Source organism: Ottowia sp. (genome assembly GCF_046348305.1).
Taxonomy (GTDB): Bacteria; Pseudomonadota; Gammaproteobacteria; order Burkholderiales; family Burkholderiaceae_C; genus Ottowia.
Genome location: NZ_JAXMEM010000005.1, coordinates 319,088 through 334,773, shown reverse-complemented (window position 1 = coordinate 334,773; position 15,686 = coordinate 319,088). Strand labels below are relative to the sequence as shown.

Annotated in this window: 17 protein-coding genes; 13 read left to right on the top strand and 4 right to left on the bottom strand. The window is 68.7% G+C overall.

Annotated features, from left to right (window positions below; translation table 11 throughout):
* The first annotated feature begins 215 nt into the window (after positions 1-215).
* The 5 genes from U1F38_RS07645 (at position 216) to U1F38_RS07625 (ending at position 6,520) form a co-directional block, all read left to right on the top strand.
* On the top strand, positions 216-1,961 hold the full coding sequence (locus tag U1F38_RS07645) for a cytochrome D1 domain-containing protein (protein ID WP_409986456.1): 1,746 nt from the start codon (positions 216-218) through the stop codon (positions 1,959-1,961).
* Positions 1,962-2,293: 332 nt separating this feature from the next.
* Entirely contained in the window at positions 2,294-3,598 is a 1,305-nt protein-coding gene (locus U1F38_RS07640) for an NAD(P)/FAD-dependent oxidoreductase (protein WP_409986455.1), read from the top strand.
* Positions 3,599-3,731: 133 nt separating this feature from the next.
* Positions 3,732-3,944 (top strand): 30S ribosomal protein S21, encoded by a 213-nt coding sequence (rpsU, locus tag U1F38_RS07635; RefSeq protein ID WP_293224018.1) that lies wholly within the window; start codon positions 3,732-3,734, stop codon positions 3,942-3,944.
* Between the two features lie 82 nt (positions 3,945-4,026).
* Positions 4,027-4,473 carry a GatB/YqeY domain-containing protein gene (locus tag U1F38_RS07630; RefSeq protein ID WP_409986454.1) on the top strand — a complete coding sequence of 149 codons (447 nt, stop codon included), beginning with the start codon at positions 4,027-4,029 and terminating at the stop codon, positions 4,471-4,473.
* 169 nt (positions 4,474-4,642) lie between these two features.
* Positions 4,643-6,520, top strand: coding sequence for a DUF6600 domain-containing protein (locus tag U1F38_RS07625; RefSeq protein WP_409986453.1), 1,878 nt, complete (start codon positions 4,643-4,645; stop codon positions 6,518-6,520).
* A 3-nt stretch (positions 6,521-6,523) separates the two neighbouring features.
* Here U1F38_RS07625 and pmbA read toward each other — a convergent pair whose 3' ends face one another.
* The gene (gene pmbA / locus U1F38_RS07620; RefSeq protein ID WP_409986452.1) at positions 6,524-7,891 is read right to left on the bottom strand and encodes a metalloprotease PmbA; all 1,368 of its coding nucleotides are present in this window, start codon (positions 7,889-7,891) and stop codon (positions 6,524-6,526) included.
* Between the two features lie 43 nt (positions 7,892-7,934).
* Between pmbA and yjgA the strand changes: the two genes are divergently transcribed.
* The gene (gene yjgA / locus U1F38_RS07615) at positions 7,935-8,561 is read left to right on the top strand and encodes a ribosome biogenesis factor YjgA (RefSeq protein WP_409986451.1); all 627 of its coding nucleotides are present in this window, start codon (positions 7,935-7,937) and stop codon (positions 8,559-8,561) included.
* Between the two features lie 185 nt (positions 8,562-8,746).
* Positions 8,747-9,337 carry a molybdopterin adenylyltransferase gene (gene mog, locus U1F38_RS07610; RefSeq protein ID WP_409986450.1) on the top strand — a complete coding sequence of 197 codons (591 nt, stop codon included), beginning with the start codon at positions 8,747-8,749 and terminating at the stop codon, positions 9,335-9,337.
* Between the two features lie 52 nt (positions 9,338-9,389).
* Here mog and U1F38_RS07605 read toward each other — a convergent pair whose 3' ends face one another.
* Positions 9,390-9,683, bottom strand: a complete 294-nt coding sequence (locus tag U1F38_RS07605; protein ID WP_409986449.1) for a hypothetical protein — start codon at positions 9,681-9,683, stop codon at positions 9,390-9,392.
* Between U1F38_RS07605 and U1F38_RS07600 the strand changes: the two genes are divergently transcribed.
* The gene (locus U1F38_RS07600; RefSeq protein WP_409986448.1) at positions 9,682-9,933 is read left to right on the top strand and encodes a glycine zipper 2TM domain-containing protein; all 252 of its coding nucleotides are present in this window, start codon (positions 9,682-9,684) and stop codon (positions 9,931-9,933) included. The two genes, U1F38_RS07605 and U1F38_RS07600, sit on opposite strands and share 2 nt — an antisense overlap.
* A gap of 10 nt (positions 9,934-9,943) precedes the next feature.
* On the opposite strand, the gene cysE is transcribed toward U1F38_RS07600, so the two are convergent.
* Complete coding sequence (gene cysE / locus U1F38_RS07595) at positions 9,944-10,714, bottom strand: serine O-acetyltransferase (RefSeq protein WP_409986447.1); 771 nt, start codon at positions 10,712-10,714, stop codon at positions 9,944-9,946.
* A 14-nt stretch (positions 10,715-10,728) separates the two neighbouring features.
* Positions 10,729-11,538: an RNA methyltransferase gene (locus U1F38_RS07590; protein WP_409986446.1), complete on the bottom strand. Its 810-nt coding sequence runs from the start codon at positions 11,536-11,538 to the stop codon at positions 10,729-10,731.
* 61 nt (positions 11,539-11,599) lie between these two features.
* Here U1F38_RS07590 and U1F38_RS07585 point away from each other — a divergent pair, with 61 nt between their 5' ends.
* The 5 genes from U1F38_RS07585 to U1F38_RS07565 are packed head-to-tail and all read left to right on the top strand — an operon-like array spanning position 11,600 to position 15,678.
* The gene (locus tag U1F38_RS07585) at positions 11,600-11,917 is read left to right on the top strand and encodes a pyrimidine/purine nucleoside phosphorylase (protein WP_409986445.1); all 318 of its coding nucleotides are present in this window, start codon (positions 11,600-11,602) and stop codon (positions 11,915-11,917) included.
* Positions 11,914-13,167 (top strand): MFS transporter, encoded by a 1,254-nt coding sequence (locus tag U1F38_RS07580; protein WP_409986444.1) that lies wholly within the window; start codon positions 11,914-11,916, stop codon positions 13,165-13,167. Before U1F38_RS07585 ends, U1F38_RS07580 begins: the two co-directional genes overlap by 4 nt.
* Entirely contained in the window at positions 13,164-14,336 is a 1,173-nt protein-coding gene (locus U1F38_RS07575; protein ID WP_409986443.1) for a CaiB/BaiF CoA transferase family protein, read from the top strand. The genes U1F38_RS07580 and U1F38_RS07575 overlap by 4 nt, the downstream gene beginning before the upstream one ends.
* Complete coding sequence (locus tag U1F38_RS07570; RefSeq protein WP_409986442.1) at positions 14,333-14,926, top strand: cysteine dioxygenase; 594 nt, start codon at positions 14,333-14,335, stop codon at positions 14,924-14,926. Before U1F38_RS07575 ends, U1F38_RS07570 begins: the two co-directional genes overlap by 4 nt.
* Positions 14,923-15,678: an enoyl-CoA hydratase/isomerase family protein gene (locus U1F38_RS07565; protein ID WP_409986441.1), complete on the top strand. Its 756-nt coding sequence runs from the start codon at positions 14,923-14,925 to the stop codon at positions 15,676-15,678. The genes U1F38_RS07570 and U1F38_RS07565 overlap by 4 nt, the downstream gene beginning before the upstream one ends.
* The last annotated feature ends 8 nt before the right edge of the window (positions 15,679-15,686 follow it).

Genomic DNA, 15,686 nt, shown 5'->3' with positions numbered 1-15,686 from the left:
CGAAGGTCAAATCAGCCGTTCGGATAGCCGATTATTCAGTCGAACACCTCGGTACAAACACCTATCGGATGACAGCTTGCTTTACATCAAGTTCACGCACGCATCGCGTCGGAATAATGCAGAAAAAGCCCGCCGCAACCCATCGCCGCAGCCCGCGGCGGGCAACCTTTCAAAGGGTTCAAACCATGGGCGGCGGCGACCGAAGGAGTTGATTCATGAGAACCCGCAAGCTGGCGAGCCTCGTGGCCCTGGCACTTTCCTCCCTGGCTCTGAGCGCCATGGCCCAACAAACCGGCGGAGAACCGGCCAAGCCGGGTGGGCCCACGACCTCCACAACGAGTCCGGAAGCACGGTACGGCAGCGCGCCCTATGCGGCGGGCTCGGCCATGCACCAGACGAGCAACCCCAAGGCGCCGCCCATGACGCAGGAGGAGTTCGACCGCGCGCGCCAGATCTACTTCGAGCGCTGCGCCGGCTGCCACGGCGTGCTGCGCAAGGGCGCCACCGGCAAGCCGCTGACGCCCGACATCACCGTCGAGAAGGGCACGGAGTACCTCAAGGTCTTCATCGGCTATGGCTCGCCCGCCGGCATGCCCAACTGGCTGACCTCGGGCGAGTTCGACGAGAAGACGGTCGACCTGATGGCCCGCTACATCCAGCACGACCCTCCCACACCGCCCGAGTTCTCGCTGGAGGACATGGAAAAGTCGCGCAAGGAGTACATCCCCGTCGACAAGCGCCCGACGAAGAAGATGAACAACTACAACCTCAACAACCTATTCTCGGTCACGCTGCGTGACGCGGGCGAGGTTGCGTTGATCGACGGCGACACCAAGCAGATCATCAACATCATCAAGACCGGCTACGCGGTGCACATCTCGCGCATGTCGGCATCGGGGCGCTACCTGTACGTGATCGGCCGCGACGCGCGCCTGAACCTGATCGACCTGTGGATGGAAAAGCCCGACAACGTGGCTGAAATGAAGGTCGGCCTGGAAGCACGCTCGGTGGAGACGTCCAAGTTCAAGGGCTGGGAAGACAAGATCGCCATTGCCGGCACCTACTGGCCGCCCCAGTTCGTGCTGATGGACGGCGACACGCTCAAGCCCAAGAAGATCGTCGCCACCCGCGGCATGACGGTGGACAACGAGTACCACCCCGAGCCGCGCGTGGCCGCCATCGTGGCCAGCCACCAAAAGCCCGAGTTCCTGGTCAACGCCAAGGAAACCGGCAAGATCTGGATGGTGGACTACACCGACCTGACCAACCTCAAGCTCAAGCAGCTCGACGCCGCCAAGTTCCTGCACGACGGGGGTTTCGACAGCACGCGCCGCTACTTCCTGACGGCCGCCAACTCGTCCGACAAGATCGCCGTGGTGGACACCAAGGAAAGCAAGATGGCCGCCGTGATCCCGGTGGGCAAGATCCCGCACCCGGGCCGTGGCGCCAACTTCATCCATCCCAAGTTCGGCCCGGTGTGGGCGACCTCGGGCCTGGGTGACGAGAGCATCGCCATCATCGGCACCGACCCCAAGGGCCACAAGGCCAATGCGTGGAAGGTGGTGCAGTCGCTCAAGGGCCAGGGTGGCGGATCGCTGTTCATCAAGACGCATCCCAAGTCGACCAACCTGTGGGTGGACACCACGCTCAACCCCGACGCCAAGATCAGCCAGAGCGTGGCCGTGTTCGACATCAAGGACCTGTCCAAGCCGCCGCAGATCATCGACATCGCGGCCTGCGCGGGCCTGAAGGATGACGGCGCCAAGCGCGTGGTGCAGCCCGAGTACAACCAGAAGGGCGACGAGGTCTGGTTCTCGGTGTGGAGCGCCAAGGACAAGGAATCCGCCATCGTGGTGGTCGATGACAAGACCCGCACCTGCAAGACGACGATCAAGGACGCCAAGCTGGTCACGCCGACCGGCAAGTTCAACGTCTTCAACACGCAGCACGACGTGTATTGATCTCCCCCCTGCGCCGCTGACGCGGCTCGGTGCTCGCCGCCAGAGGCGGCGGCCCTTCGGTCTGTCCAGACCTGCGCAGGCAGGTCTGGAGCCGCAGACCTCAGCCCCCTCTCTGGCGCTTCGCTTGGAGGGGGGACAACGCCAGTGGCCGGGGAGACCCCGGCCACGGCGTTCGCTGGCTTGGCCTGCTCCGCGGCCTTTGGATTCTTCTGATTTCGAGCGCCGCCGGAAACACGCAGCGCAACGACAACGGCTGCCGGCTTACCCCGGCGGCCGTTTTTCATGGACGGCCGCATGCGATCATCGGCGCATGGTTTTGCCGTTTGAACTGCATGCAGCTACCTGACGTCATCATCATCGGCGCCGGCGCGGCGGGCCTGTTTTGCGCAGCCCGCGCCGGAAAGCAGGGGCTGCGCGTGCTGCTGATCGACCACTTCGAACGCGTGGCCGAGAAGGTGCGCATCTCGGGCGGCGGGCGCGCCAACTTCACCAACCGCGCGCTGGATCCAAATGCGCCCCAGCGCCACTTCATCAGCCGCAACCCGCACTTCTGCCGCTCGGCGCTGGCGCGCTTCACGCCGCAGGACTTCATGGGGCTGCTCGCGCGCCACGGCGTCGGCTTTCACGAAAAGCACAAGGGTCAGCTGTTTTGCGACCGCTCGGCGCAGGACTTGATCGACATTCTGCTGGCCGAGTGCGAGGCGGCGCGTGCCTGGGGCGGGCAGGTCGAATGCTGGCAGCCCTGCGCGGTCAGCCGGGTTGAGTTTAAAGAAAAAGCGGCCTCTGGCGCCCATGCAGCAGGCGCAGGCAGCTATGTAATTCATAGTGACCGGGGAATCATCGAAGCCCCAGCACTGGTCATCGCCACCGGCGGTCTGTCGGTGCCCAAGATCGGCGCCAGCGACTTCGGGCTGCGCCTGGCGCGGCAATTCGGCCTGCATTGCATCGACACCCGCCCCGGCCTGGTGGGCCTCACGTTCGACGGCGACGACTGGGCCCCGTGGGCCGCGCTGGCCGGCCTGGCGCTGCCGGTGGAGATCGCCACCGGCACGGGGCGCCTGCGCACGCGCTTTCATGAAGACCTGCTGTTCACCCACCGCGGGCTATCGGGCCCGGCGGTGCTGCAAATCTCCAGCTACTGGCAGCCGGGCGCGCCCATCGAGATCGACCTGGCCCCCGGCATCGACCTGGCCGCCGAACTGCGCGCGGCCAAGGCCGGCTCACGCCGGCTGATCGCCCGCGAGCTCGCCGCCTGGCTGCCCGCCCGCCTGGCCGACGCCTGGGTGCTGCGCGACACAAGCTGGCAGCGCCCCATCAACGAGGCCGCCGACAAAGCGCTGGCCCATCTGGCCACGAGCCTCTCGCACTGGTCGATCACGCCCAGCGGCACCGAGGGCTACCGCAAGGCCGAGGTCACCGTGGGCGGGGTGGACACGCGCGAGCTGTCCTCGCAAACCATGGAGGCCCGGCGCCAACCGGGCCTGTATTTCATCGGCGAGGTGGTGGACGTGACCGGCTGGCTGGGCGGCTACAACTTTCAATGGGCCTGGGCCAGCGCGGCGGCTTGCGCGGACGCCCTCGCAGTGCGCCAGCACGTGCGCAGCGACGATTTGGCGTCGCCGCAGAAAATCGAATAAAATACTGGGCTTTGCTGGCAATGCCCTGCCGGCCAAAATACTAGTTACAGGCGGGGCGCACCGCGGCGCATGGCGCAAGGGCCCGATCTTCCCTTGCACCCGCTGGCCGCACCATTGGAAAAACTGTCTTCGAATGACCACCATCCGCGTAAAAGAAAACGAGCCGTTTGACGTCGCCCTGCGCCGCTTCAAGCGCACCATCGAGAAACTGGGCCTGCTGACCGACCTGCGCGCCCGCGAGTTCTACGAGAAGCCCACCGCCGAGCGCAAGCGCAAGAAGGCCGCCGCCGTCAAGCGCCACCACAAGCGCGTGCGCAGCATGCAGCTGCCCAAGAAGCTGTACTGATCGCAGCTGGCGCTTTTTGGCGCCCCTGAAGGCTCGCCCGGGACGCTTGGCGAGCCTTTGTTGTTTCTGAAAGGACCCTGTGATGAGCCTGAAAGACCAGATCACCGAAGACATGAAAACCGCCATGCGCGCACGCGACAGCGAACGCCTGGGCACCATTCGCCTGCTGCAGGCGGCGCTGAAGCAAAAAGAGGTGGACGAGCGCGTGACGCTTCATGATGAGGCCGTGATCGCCATCGTCGACAAGCTCATCAAGCAGCGCAAGGACAGCGTGGCCGCCTTCACACAGGCTGCGCGGCAAGACCTGGCCGACAAGGAAACCGCCGAGATCGCCGTGCTGCAGGCCTACTTGCCGGCGCGCCTGTCCGAAAGCGAAATCACCGCTGCCGTGGCCGCCATCGTCGCCGAGCTGGGCGCCAGCGGCCCCGGCGACATGGGCAAGGTGATGGGCGCCGTCAAGACCCGCCTGGCCGGCAAGGCCGACATGGGCCTGGTCAGCGCCGCGGTCAAGGCCGCACTGGCGCGATAGCCGCCAAGGCGCGCGCGCCGGTCGGGCCGGCTGGCGCGCTTGTTTGCATCTGGTAGCACACCGCGGCGCAACTTTGCCTGCACGGGCCTTTGGCCGGCAAACCAAAGTCCGCCGTGAAACGTTGAATGGGCAGGCGCGGGACTCAATCTGCACCCGCGCTTTTCTTGCCATGAAGCTGACCTTCCTGCTGTCGCGCGTTCTCGCGCTGACCCTGCTCCTCGGCGCCGGTGCGCTGGCCTGGGCCCAGGCCGATCCGCCGGCGCGGGTGGTCTACCTCAGCGCCATCGAAGGCCCGGCGCGCATCGAAGACGCGGGCGTCTGGGCCCCGGCCGCGCTCAACTGGCCCGTCACCACCGGCACCCGCCTGCAACTGGACGCCGGCGCTCGCCTGGAGCTGGACGGCGGCTGGTTGAGCCTGCGCCTGCAGGGCCCGGCCGCGCTGGACGCCACGGCGCTGGACGACATCCACACGCAGTGGGCCCTGACCCAGGGCAGCGCCTCGTTGCGGGTGCGCGATCTGCCCGCCGGCCAGCGGGTCGAGCTGGACACGCCGCAGCTGGCACTGGTGGCCACGCAGCCCGCGGAGGTTCGCTTGGACACGGACGCCGCCAGCGACAGCACGCGCGTCACCGTGCGCGCCGGGGTGATCACGGTATACGGCGCTGCCGGCCAGGCCATGACCATCAACGCGGGCCAGCAAGTCACGTTTGGTGCACGCGACCTGAGCGTGCTGGGCAACGCGGCCGCGCCGCCGCGCGACGCGTTCGGCCAATGGGTGGCCGCGCGCGAGCGCCTGCTGCAGCAGTCCGTGTCGGCCGGCTACCTGCCACCGGACATGCCGGGCTATCAGGCGCTGGACAGCTACGGCCAATGGGCGCAGGACGCCAACTACGGCCCCGTCTGGTATCCCGCGGTCACGGCGCTGGACTGGGCCCCGTACCGCGATGGCCGCTGGGCCTGGGTCGCCCCCTGGGGCTGGACCTGGATCGATGCCGCGCCCTGGGGTTTTGCGCCCTTTCACTACGGCCGCTGGACGCAGATCGGCCCGCGCTGGGCCTGGGTGCCGGGGCCGCGCGTGCACCGCCCGGTCTATGCGCCGGCGCTGGTGCAGTTTGTCGGCGCGGGGCCGGGCTGGAGCGTGACGGCCGGCACCGGGCCGGGTGCGGCGTGGTTCCCGCTGGCGCCCTGGGAGAACTGGCAACCGCCCTACGCCGTCAGTCCGCGCTATCGCGAGCGCGTCAACGACTGGGGGCACTGGCGCACGCCGCCGCCGCGCCGGCCGGGTGACGGCTACTACTTCCAGCACCGTCCCGGCGCCATCAGCGTGGCCCCGCAAGGACCGCTGGGTTTTGCACCCGGCGCGCACGGCCGCCCGCCCCGCTATGGCGACGCAAGCCACCTGCCTGCGGGATGGATGCAAGGTGCCCGCCCGATCGCGCCGCCGCCGCGCCCGGCATTCGCTCCGCCCGGCACGCGGCCGCCGCAAGGCCTGCCACCGCCGTCCGTCGGCGTCGCGCCCCTGCGTCCCATGCCCCCACGCCCCACGCCCCCGCCGCCTGGCGCACGTCCGCAGCCGCCGGCCGCACCGCACAACCCGCCGCCGCCCATGGCGCCGGGCGCGCGCCCGGATTTCCGGCCGCCGGCGGCGATGCCGCCGTCGCCCCCGCGTCCGCAGCGCAATCCCGACGCCGGGCGCGGCCCCGAACGTCCGCCGCACGGGGCGGCGCCGCCCCGGGATGCAGCGCCGCAACCGCCGGTCAATCGGGCGCCGCGCCCCCAAGCCCACGACCGCCCACCACCGCAGCGCCCGGAGTTTCAAGGTCCACTGCCGCGTCCGCAGCTTCAAGGCGCGCCAGCACCGCGCCCGCAGTTTCACGAGCCGCCGCCGCAACGCGCGCAGCGAGCCGAGCCGCCACCGGCACGTGAATTCACGCGCCCCGAGCGCGCCAGGCCACAGCAGGAACGTCCGCCCGCCCACGTCGAGCGCGAGTCCCGCCGCGAGCCGCCGCAGCGCCCGCGCGGGCGGGGGCCCGACAACCAGCCCTGATCGTCAGCTGCCGGCGATGGTCATCCGGTTGACCAGCACCGAGCCGATCGTCTTGGCGCCGTAGTTGTAGGTGTCGGCGCCCACCGCCTCGATGCCCTGGAACATATCGCGCAGGTTGCCGGCGATGGTGATCTCCTGCACCGGGTAGGCGATGCGCCCTTTCTCCACCCAAAAGCCGCTGGCCCCGCGTGAATAGTCGCCGGTGACGTAGTTCACGCCGTGGCCCATCAGCTCGGTGACGAACAGGCCCGTACCCAGCTTGCGCAGCATGGCGTCCAGATCGTCGTCCGCCTGCGTGCGGCGCGACGTGAGCGTCAGGTTGTGCGAGCCGCCGGCGTTGCCCGTGGTCTTCATGCCCAGCTTGCGCGCCGAGTAGGTGCCCAAAAAATAGCCCTGCACGCGCCCGGCATCGACCAGCTTGCGCGCCTGCACGCGCACGCCCTCGTCGTCAAAGGGCGATGAGCCCTTGCCGCCGCGCACGAAGGGGTCTTCGGCGATGTCGATGTGCGCGGGAAACACCGGTTTGCCCAGCGAGTCCAGCAAGAACGTGGTGCGCCGGTACAGCGCGCCGCCACTGACGGCCTGCACGAAGTGACCCAGCAGGCCCGCGGCCAGCGGCGACTCGAACAGCACCGGGCACTGGCGCGTGGACAGGCGCCGGCTGTTCAGCCGGCTGAGCGCGCGCTCGGCGGCGTAGCGCCCCACGGCTTCGGGCGCAGCCAGCTCGCGCGCGTCGCGCATCGAGCTGTACCAGTAGTCGCGCTGCATGTCGGCGCCCTTGCCGGCAATGGGCGCCACCGAAAGGCTGTGGCGCGAACTGGCGTAGCCGCCGCGAAAGCCGTGCGTGTGGGCCGAGAAAAAATGGCTTTGCTGGGCCGACACGCCCGCGCCCTCGCTGTTGGTGATGCGCCGGTCCAGCCCCAGCGCCGCGCCCTCGCAGCGCAGGGCCAGCGCGGCGGCCTGCTCGCTGGTGATGGGCCAGGGGTGAAACAGGTCCAGATCGCGCGCCTCGGTGGCAATGTCCTGCACATCCGGCAGGCCAGCGGCGGAATCCTCGGCGGTGAAGCGCGCAATGTCATAGGCCGCCTGCACCGTGCTTTCGATGGCCGCCGGCGAGAAATCCGAGGTGCTGGCGTTGCCACGCCGCTGGCCCAGGTACACCGTCACGCCCAGCGACTTGTCGCGGCTTTGCTCCACCGTCTCCAGCGCGCCGTTGCGCACGCCCACCGACAGCCCCGTGCCTTCCGAGGCCTCGGCCCCTGCGTCGGTGGCGCCCAGCTTCCTGGCGTGGGCGATGGCGGTGTCAACCAGACCCTCGAAATAGCCGCGCGAATAAGAAAAGCCCGCCAGGGGCTTGGAAGTGTCTTGCATGGTGGTGCTTATCATACTGACCGATATTGCACCGACTTCACCCATGGCCCGAAAACCCACCAAAGGCTACTTCGTGCGCGGCCAGTTCGTTGCCGAGGGCAGCGAGCTGGACGAGCAGCTCAAGCGCGAGCTGCACGGCGAGCACCCCAGCAAGACCGAGCAAAAGGCGCAAAGCGCCGAGCTGCAGGCGCTGGGCCAGCAACTGCTCACGCTGCGCGCCGACCTGCGCGATCCGCTCGATCTGCCCACCCGCCTGCTGGACGCGCTGGCCGAGCTGGCGCGCATCAAGGACTTCGAGGGGCGCCGGCGCCAGGCGCAATACGTCGGCAAGCTGATGCGCCAGCTGGACGAGGCGCAGATCGCCGCCATCCGCGCCGCGCTGGACGCCCAGCGCCAAGGCCCGGCCGCCGAGACCCTGCTCCTGCACACCGCCGAGCGCTGGCGCGAGCGTCTGCTGGACGGCGACACCGCGCTGACCGACTGGGCCCAGCAATTTCCCACCACCGACTTGCAGCAACTGCGCGCCCTGGTGCGCCAGGCCCGCAAGGACGCCCCCGCCGCCGAACCCGCCGGCCAGGCGCCCCGCCACGCCAAGGCTTACCGCGAACTCTTCCAGTGGATTCGCGCCGCACTCGAGCAGCAAGACATCGACATCGAGCCCGCCAACTGAGAGCTTGAGAGTCTTTTGCCCATGCCCGCTGATCACGCCAAAACACGCCCACTCGTCGTTGCAAATGCTCGGCGTAGCCCGAGCTACGTCTGCGCTTTGCGCCTCGATTGGTCGCGTTTTGACGCGCTCCTCGGGCACGTCCAAAAAACTCTCAACCTCTGAGGACTGCAAATTTGCAACCCGAAATGTCCTTCGACCCCGTCACCATCGGCATCGTCTCCATCAGCGACCGCGCTTCCAGCGGCGTGTATCAGGACCAAGGGCTGCCCGCCCTGCAGGACTGGTTGACGCGGGCGCTCAAGAACCCCATCCGCTTCGAGCCGCGCCTGATCCCCGACGAGCAGGCGCACATCAGCCGCACCCTGATCGAGCTGGTCGATGCCGGCTGCGCCCTGGTGCTGACCACCGGCGGCACGGGGCCTGCGCCGCGCGACGTCACGCCCGAAGCCACGCTGGCCGCGGCCGACAAGGTCATGCCCGGCTTTGGCGAGCAGATGCGCCAGATCAGCCTGGCCTTCGTGCCCACCGCCATCCTGAGCCGCCAGGTGGCGGTGATTCGCGGGCGCAGCCTGATCATCAACCTGCCCGGCCAGCCCAAGGCGATTGCCGAGACGCTGGAGGGCCTGAAGGACGCCGACGGCAAGCCGCGCGTGCACGGCATCTTCGCCGCCGTGCCCTACTGCATCGACCTGATCGGCGGGCCGTACCTGGAAACGCACGAGGCCGTTTGCAAGGCGTTTCGGCCCAAGGGGGCGATCCGCCCGGCGCATCCATGAAATCGGGTGTTTTCGGGTTCTGACGGCCGTCTTGCCAGCGCAAGCAGCTATATTAAGCGTAGCATTCGACGGAAAATTCTGGCCAGCCCCGAACCAGAGCACCCCGCGCCACCGGCACATCCACCGCTGCCGCCGCGACGGTGTGGCACAAAGTCCACAGCCGATTCGTCACCAGACGTATGGGATGCTGCGCAACGAATGGATGCGTCGGCTGTCCGGTGCGCTCCATGTCGCCACCGTCTTTGGGCGAAGACTCGCTCAATTCTGGTTGCAATTCGCAGCGCCTGGTGACATGCCACTCGCTTCGAGCGGCGAGCATGGTGACGTACAGAGAAAACCAAACCATGACTCAATCCAAAACCCGCATCCTCGCTCACCCGCGCCGCCTGGCGCTCGTCGCCGCCATGGTGGTCGGCCTGGCCAGCGCCGGCTGTGCCAGCCGTCCGACCAATGCGCAGATCGGCACCGGCGTGGGCGCCGTGGCTGGTGGCGCGGTGGGCCACGTGCTGTTCGGCGGCCCGGTGGGCACCATCGGCGGTGCGGCGGCCGGCGCGCTGATCGGCAACGAGGTGGGCAAGAACCAGGGCCGGCGCTGAGCGCGGCGCCCTATTTGCCCACCAGCTGATTGAGCTTGTCGGCGGCGAAGTGCTCGCCCTTGGTGGCGTCGTCGGGCACACAGCCGGGGTCGATGCGGCCGGCCAGCTTCTCGACGGCCTGCCACAACTGGGCGATCTGATGCTCGTGCCCGGCGGTGCCGTCGATCAGGCCGCGCAGCGCCTGGCTCACCGGATCGTCGTTCTCGGTCACGCCGTAGGCTGAAAAGCCCATGCGCGCTGCCGCCGCCTCGCGCAACGCGGCGCCGTCGGCCAGGATGATGCGCGCCGGGTTGCCCACCGCCGTGGCGCCCGCCGGCACGGGCTTGGTGACCACGGCCGACGAGCCGATCTTGGCGCCGTCACCCACCGTGAACCCGCCCAGCACCTGGCTGGACGCTCCCACCACCACGCCTCGGCCCAGCGTGGGGTGGCGCTTGCTGCCCTTGACCAGCGAGGTGCCGCCCAGGGTGACGCCCTGATAGATGGTGCAGTCGTCGCCAATCTCGGCGGTCTCGCCGATCACCACGCCCATGCCATGGTCGATGAACACGCGCTCGCCGATGGTGGCGCCGGGGTGAATTTCGATGCCGGTCAGAAAACGGCCCCAGTGCGAGATCCAGCGCGCCAGCCAATGCCAGCCGCGCACCCACAGGCCGTGCGCCAGGCGGTGCAGCACCAGGGCATGAAAGCCGGGATAGGAAAACACGACGTCCCACACGCTGCGCGCGGCGGGGTCGCGCTCGAGAATGGCCTGGGCGTAGGAGCGAATGCGCACGAACATGATGGGCGCACAGTCTAGCGGTTGCGCCCGCCGACCACAGCATCCTGCATGGCGCGGGCGATGCCACGCAGGATGTGGAGTTCCTCCACACTGGGCTGCGCGCGGTTGAAGAGCTGCTGCAGCCGCGGCATGAGCTTTTTGGGCGCGGCCGGGTCCAGAAAACCCACGGCCACCAGCGCCTGCTGCCAGTGTGCCAGCATGGCGCCCAGTTGCGCGGCGTCGGCCGGCGCGTGATCGGGCACGCCGGCCGGCGCCTGCGCGCCCCAGCCGCCACCGTGCGCCGCCAGCGCCTGGCACCAGTCATATGCAATCAACTGCACGGCGGCCGCGATGTTGAGCGAGCCGTAGGTCGGGTTGGTGGGGATGCTGAGCGCAACATGGCAGCGGTACACGTCCTCGTTGGTCATGCCATAGCGTTCGCTGCCGAACAGCAGGGCCACGGCAAGTTCAGATTTTTGAACAAAATCGGCCTCTGACGCTTGTCCATCAAGCGCAGGAAGCTCTTGATTCAATAGCAATTTGAAATGCGCCCGCGGGCTGCGCGTGGGCGGGCCGAAGTCGCGCGGGGTCATCACCGTGGCGCACAGGTGGGTCATGCCCTCCAGCGCCTCGTCCAGCGTGGCCACGCAGCGGGCACGCGCCAGCACATCGGTGGCGCCGCTGGCGCGCTCGCGCGCCTCGGCGCGCCCGAGCACGTCGGGCCAGCGCGGGCGCACCAGCACCAGATCGTCGAAACCCATCACCTTCATGGCGCGCGCCACCGCACCCACGTTGCCGGCGTGGCTGGTTTCGATCAGGACAAAGCGGGTGCGGGGCAAGGGCATGCGCCGATTGTCGCCGCGCAGCTAACATCGGCTGTTTCCACTCCACCTTGCCCCCGATCCCATGAGCGCCCCCTCTCTCGCCAACGTCACCCTCAACCCCAAAGCCAACGTGTACTTCGACGGCAAGTGCGTCTCGCACAGCTTCACGCTGGCCGATGGCACCCAGAAAAGCGCCGGCGTGGTGCTGCCCGCGCAGCTCACCTTCAACACCGGCGCGGCCGAAGTGATGGAATGCGTGGCGGGCGGCTGCGAATACAAGCTGGCCGGCAGCGATCAATGGCTGTCCTCAAAACCCGGCGAGCGCTTCGCCATCCCGGCCAATTCCTCCTTCGACATCCGCGTGGCCGAGGCCTATCACTACATCTGCCACTACGCATGACTTCCGCCGCCGCCGACCCGAGCCTCATCGATTCGCCCACCGCCGCCTGGCGCCTGCTGACCACGCTGGGCCTGGTCACGCTGGGCAACAGCGGCATGTACGTGGTGTCGGTGGTGCTGCCCGCCGTGCAGACCGAGTTCGGCGTCAGCCGCGCCGCGGCATCCATGCCCTACACGTTGATGATGGTCGGGCTGGGCTTGGGTGGCATCTTCACCGGCCGTCTGGCCGACCGCCACGGCATCGCGCGCGTGCTGGTGATGGGCGCCATCGCCGTGCTGGCGGGCTACCTGTGGGCCGCCACCGCGGGCAACGTCTGGTCGTTCGGGCTGGCCCATGCGCTGCTGGGCTTTCTGGGCGGCTCTGCCACCTTCGCACCGCTGATGGCCGACACCACGCTGTGGTGGCACAAGCGGCGCGGCATTGCGGTGGCCATCTGCGCCAGCGGCAACTACATCGCCGGCGCCCTGTGGCCGCCACTGGCGCAGTGGGGCATCGAGCACCACGGCTGGCGCCCGACCTATCTGGCACTGGGCCTGATCTGCGGCGTGGGCATGGTGCTGCTGTCGCTGCGCATGCGCCAGCGTCCGCCCGCGGTGCAGCCGGCCGAGCCCGGCGCCACCGGCCACGCCGTGGCGGGCGCGCGCCCCTTTGGCCTGGCGCCCGCCCACGCCCAATGGCTGCTGTGCGTGGCCGGCGTGGCCTGCTGCGTCGCCATGGCCATGCCGCAGGTGCACATCGTCGCGTATTGCACGGACCTGGGCTACGGCGCGGCGCGCGGCGCGCAGATGCTGTCCCTGATGCTGGCCAGCGGTATCGCCAGCCGCCTGGTGTCGGGCTGGATCTGCGACCACATCGGCGGCATCCGCACGCTGCTGCTGGGCTCGGTGCTGCAGGGGCTGGCGCTGCTGATGTTCTTGCCGTTTGACGGCATGGCCTCGCTGTACGTGGTGTCGGCGCTGTTCGGCCTGTTTCAGGGCGGCATCGTGCCGTCCTACGCCATCATCGTGCGCGAGCACTTTGCCCCGCGCGAAGTCGGCGCGCGCGTGGGCGCCGTCATCATGGCCACCATGCTCGGCATGGCGCTGGGCGGCTGGATGAGCGGCTGGATCTTCGACATGACCGGCAGCTACCGCGCAGCCTTTTTGAACGGCATCGGCTGGAACCTGCTGAACCTGAGCATTGCGGGCTGGCTGTTCTGGCGCATGCGCCGTCTCCATCACCCGCCCTTTGCCAGGCCCGCCACCCCATGACCGATTCAACCCCACCCATGCAACCCCTGGCCGGTGTGCGTGTCGTCGAATTCTGCTCGACCGCATCCGGCCCGTTTTCCACCATGCTGCTCGCCGACATGGGCGCCGAGGTGGTCAAGATCGAACCGCCGACCGGCGACGGCCTGCGGCAATGGCCGCCGCTGAACGATGGCTACAGCGAAAACTTCGCGTCGCTCAACCGCAACAAGCGCTCGGCGGTGCTCAACCTGAAAGACCCGGCCGATGCCGCGCTGGCGCGCCAGCTCATCCTCGAGGCGGATGTGGTGGTCGAGAACAACCGCCCCGGCGTCATGGATCGACTGGGCCTGGGCTGGGCCGCCATGTCGGCCGAGAAGCCGCAGTTGCTGTACTGCTCGATCTCGGCCTATGGACAAACGGGGCCGCGCGCGGGCGAAGGCGGATTTGACCTGACGATTCAGGCCGCGTCGGGCGTGATGAGCGTGACCGGTGAGCCCGACGGCGCGCCCGTAAAGTGTGGCGTGCCGCTGGTGGACTTTGCGTCGGGCCTGTATGCGGCGTTCTCGATCGCCACCATGCTGGTGCAGGTGCGCTCCGGCGGGCGTGGCGCGCACATCGACATCCCCATGTTTGGCTGCACGCTGGGCATTGCCGCGCTGCAGACCAGCGAGTATTTCGGCAATGGCGAGAGCCCTGTCAAACTGGGCTCGGCCCACCCGCGCAACGCGCCCTACCAGGCCTTTCACGCGCAGGACGGCTACTTCGCCATCGCCGCCGGCAATCACAAACTGTGGCTCAGCGTGCTCGATGTCGTGAACATGCCGGAGCTGGCCGAGGACGCGCGTTTTCTGACGCCCACGGACCGTGCGCGCAACCAAGCCGCGCTCAAGGACATCCTGGAAGCCGTGTTCACGCGGCAGCCCGTGGCCCACTGGATCGATGCCTTCAACGCCGCCGGCGTGCCGCACGCGCGCATCAACGACTACGCTGCCGCCCTGGCCGATCCGCAGACCGAGCACATGGGCTGGGTGCAGCCGCTGACGCTGCCCAATGGCCGGCAGACCCGCACCTTCGCATCGCCCGTGCGCCTGAACGGCCAGGGATCGCCCATTCGCCGGCCACCGCCCGAACTGGGCCAGCACACCGCGGAAATTCGAGCCGAGCAGGCGGCCAGGCAGGTGCAGGCATGAACGCCGAGAGCCGCCTGCTTACCTTCGTCGCCGCCATGACCCGGCTGGCCGACACCCAGGGCGGTGACGAGGACCGCCTGATCGACGGTGCCACGCCCTTGATGAAGGACCTGGTCACGCACGACGACTGGCTGCCCGCCGCCATGGCTGCTTCGCACCCGCAGTACTACCAGCAGCACCTGCTGTACGGCGATCCGCTGGAGCGCTTCTCGCTGGTCAGCTTCGTCTGGGGGCCGGGCCAGAAAACACCCATCCACGACCACACGGTGTGGGGCATCATCGGCATGCTGCGCGGCAGCGAATGTGCCCAGCGCTACACGCGCGGTGGTGACGGGCGATTGACGCAGGACGGTGCCGAGGCCACGCTCCAGCCGGGCGATCTGGACATCGTCTCGCCCACGCGCGGTGACATCCACGTGGTGCGCAATGCCCTGGCCGATGCAGTCTCCATCAGCATCCACCTGTATGGCGGCAACATCGGCCGCGTCTCGCGCCACATCTTCGTGCCCGAAACGGGTGCGATCAAGGACTTCGTCTCGGGCTACTCCAACGCCCTTGCGCCCAACCTGTGGGCCACGCCCTCGGCATGAGCGGCGCCGAGCTGATCAGCCGGCGCGAGGGCGGCGTGCTGCACCTGCAGCTGAACCGGCCGGACAAGGGCAATCCGCTGTCGGGCGCGCTGGTGAACGCGCTGATCGAGGCCATCGAAGCCGCCGCGCAAGACGAACACCTGCGCCTGCTGGTGCTCTCGGGCGCCGGCCGCCATTTCTGCACCGGCTTCGACCTGTCCAACCTGGACACGGAGACCGACGACAGCCTGCTGGCGCGCTTTGTCCGCGTGGAGCTGCTGCTGCAAGCCGTGCATACTGCCCCCTTCACCACGCTGGCGCTGGCCCACGGGCGCACCATGGGCGCGGGCGCCGACCTGTTTGCCGCCTGCAGCGAGCGCTGGATCGTCGGTGACGCCCAGTTTGCCTTCCCGGGCGCCGGCTTCGGCCTGGTGCTGGGCACGGCACGCCTGGCCGCCTCGGTGGGCGCCACCCTGGCGGCCGACTGGATTGAAGGTGGCCGCAGCATCGACGCCGACGCCGCCTGCGCCAGCACCCTGGCCACGCGCCGCATTGAATCGTCGGCCGTGGAGGCCGAGTGCGAAGGCCTGCGCGAGCGCGTCAGCCGGCTGGACCCAGCGACCCAGCGCGACATCCATGCCGCCATCACGGCCGGCCGCCATGCGCGCGGGCCCGCCGGCGACGCCGAAGACCTGGCGCGCCTGGTGCGCTCGGCCGCCCGTCCGGGGCTGCGCGAGCGCATTGCGGCGTACCGTCACGCGCAACGCCGCTGACCCTGAAA

Excerpts from the sequence above, each read along its gene's own strand:
- U1F38_RS07575 (WP_409986443.1), top strand. The coding sequence starts at position 13,164 with ATGACCGATTCAACCCCACCCATGCAACCCCTGGCCGGTGTGCGTGTC.
- U1F38_RS07600 (WP_409986448.1), top strand. The coding sequence starts at position 9,682 with ATGACTCAATCCAAAACCCGCATCCTCGCTCACCCGCGCCGCCTGGCG.
- cysE (WP_409986447.1), bottom strand. The coding sequence starts at position 10,714 with ATGTTCGTGCGCATTCGCTCCTACGCCCAGGCCATTCTCGAGCGCGAC.
- U1F38_RS07605 (WP_409986449.1), bottom strand. The coding sequence starts at position 9,683 with ATGGTTTGGTTTTCTCTGTACGTCACCATGCTCGCCGCTCGAAGCGAG.
- pmbA (WP_409986452.1), bottom strand. The coding sequence starts at position 7,891 with ATGCAAGACACTTCCAAGCCCCTGGCGGGCTTTTCTTATTCGCGCGGC.
- mog (WP_409986450.1), top strand. The coding sequence starts at position 8,747 with ATGTCCTTCGACCCCGTCACCATCGGCATCGTCTCCATCAGCGACCGC.
- U1F38_RS07570 (WP_409986442.1), top strand. The coding sequence starts at position 14,333 with ATGAACGCCGAGAGCCGCCTGCTTACCTTCGTCGCCGCCATGACCCGG.
- yjgA (WP_409986451.1), top strand. The coding sequence starts at position 7,935 with ATGGCCCGAAAACCCACCAAAGGCTACTTCGTGCGCGGCCAGTTCGTT.
- U1F38_RS07580 (WP_409986444.1), top strand. The coding sequence starts at position 11,914 with ATGACTTCCGCCGCCGCCGACCCGAGCCTCATCGATTCGCCCACCGCC.
- U1F38_RS07590 (WP_409986446.1), bottom strand. The coding sequence starts at position 11,538 with ATGCCCTTGCCCCGCACCCGCTTTGTCCTGATCGAAACCAGCCACGCC.
- U1F38_RS07625 (WP_409986453.1), top strand. The coding sequence starts at position 4,643 with ATGAAGCTGACCTTCCTGCTGTCGCGCGTTCTCGCGCTGACCCTGCTC.
- U1F38_RS07585 (WP_409986445.1), top strand. The coding sequence starts at position 11,600 with ATGAGCGCCCCCTCTCTCGCCAACGTCACCCTCAACCCCAAAGCCAAC.
- U1F38_RS07630 (WP_409986454.1), top strand. The coding sequence starts at position 4,027 with ATGAGCCTGAAAGACCAGATCACCGAAGACATGAAAACCGCCATGCGC.
- U1F38_RS07640 (WP_409986455.1), top strand. The coding sequence starts at position 2,294 with ATGCAGCTACCTGACGTCATCATCATCGGCGCCGGCGCGGCGGGCCTG.
- U1F38_RS07565 (WP_409986441.1), top strand. The coding sequence starts at position 14,923 with ATGAGCGGCGCCGAGCTGATCAGCCGGCGCGAGGGCGGCGTGCTGCAC.
- U1F38_RS07645 (WP_409986456.1), top strand. The coding sequence starts at position 216 with ATGAGAACCCGCAAGCTGGCGAGCCTCGTGGCCCTGGCACTTTCCTCC.
- rpsU (WP_293224018.1), top strand. The coding sequence starts at position 3,732 with ATGACCACCATCCGCGTAAAAGAAAACGAGCCGTTTGACGTCGCCCTG.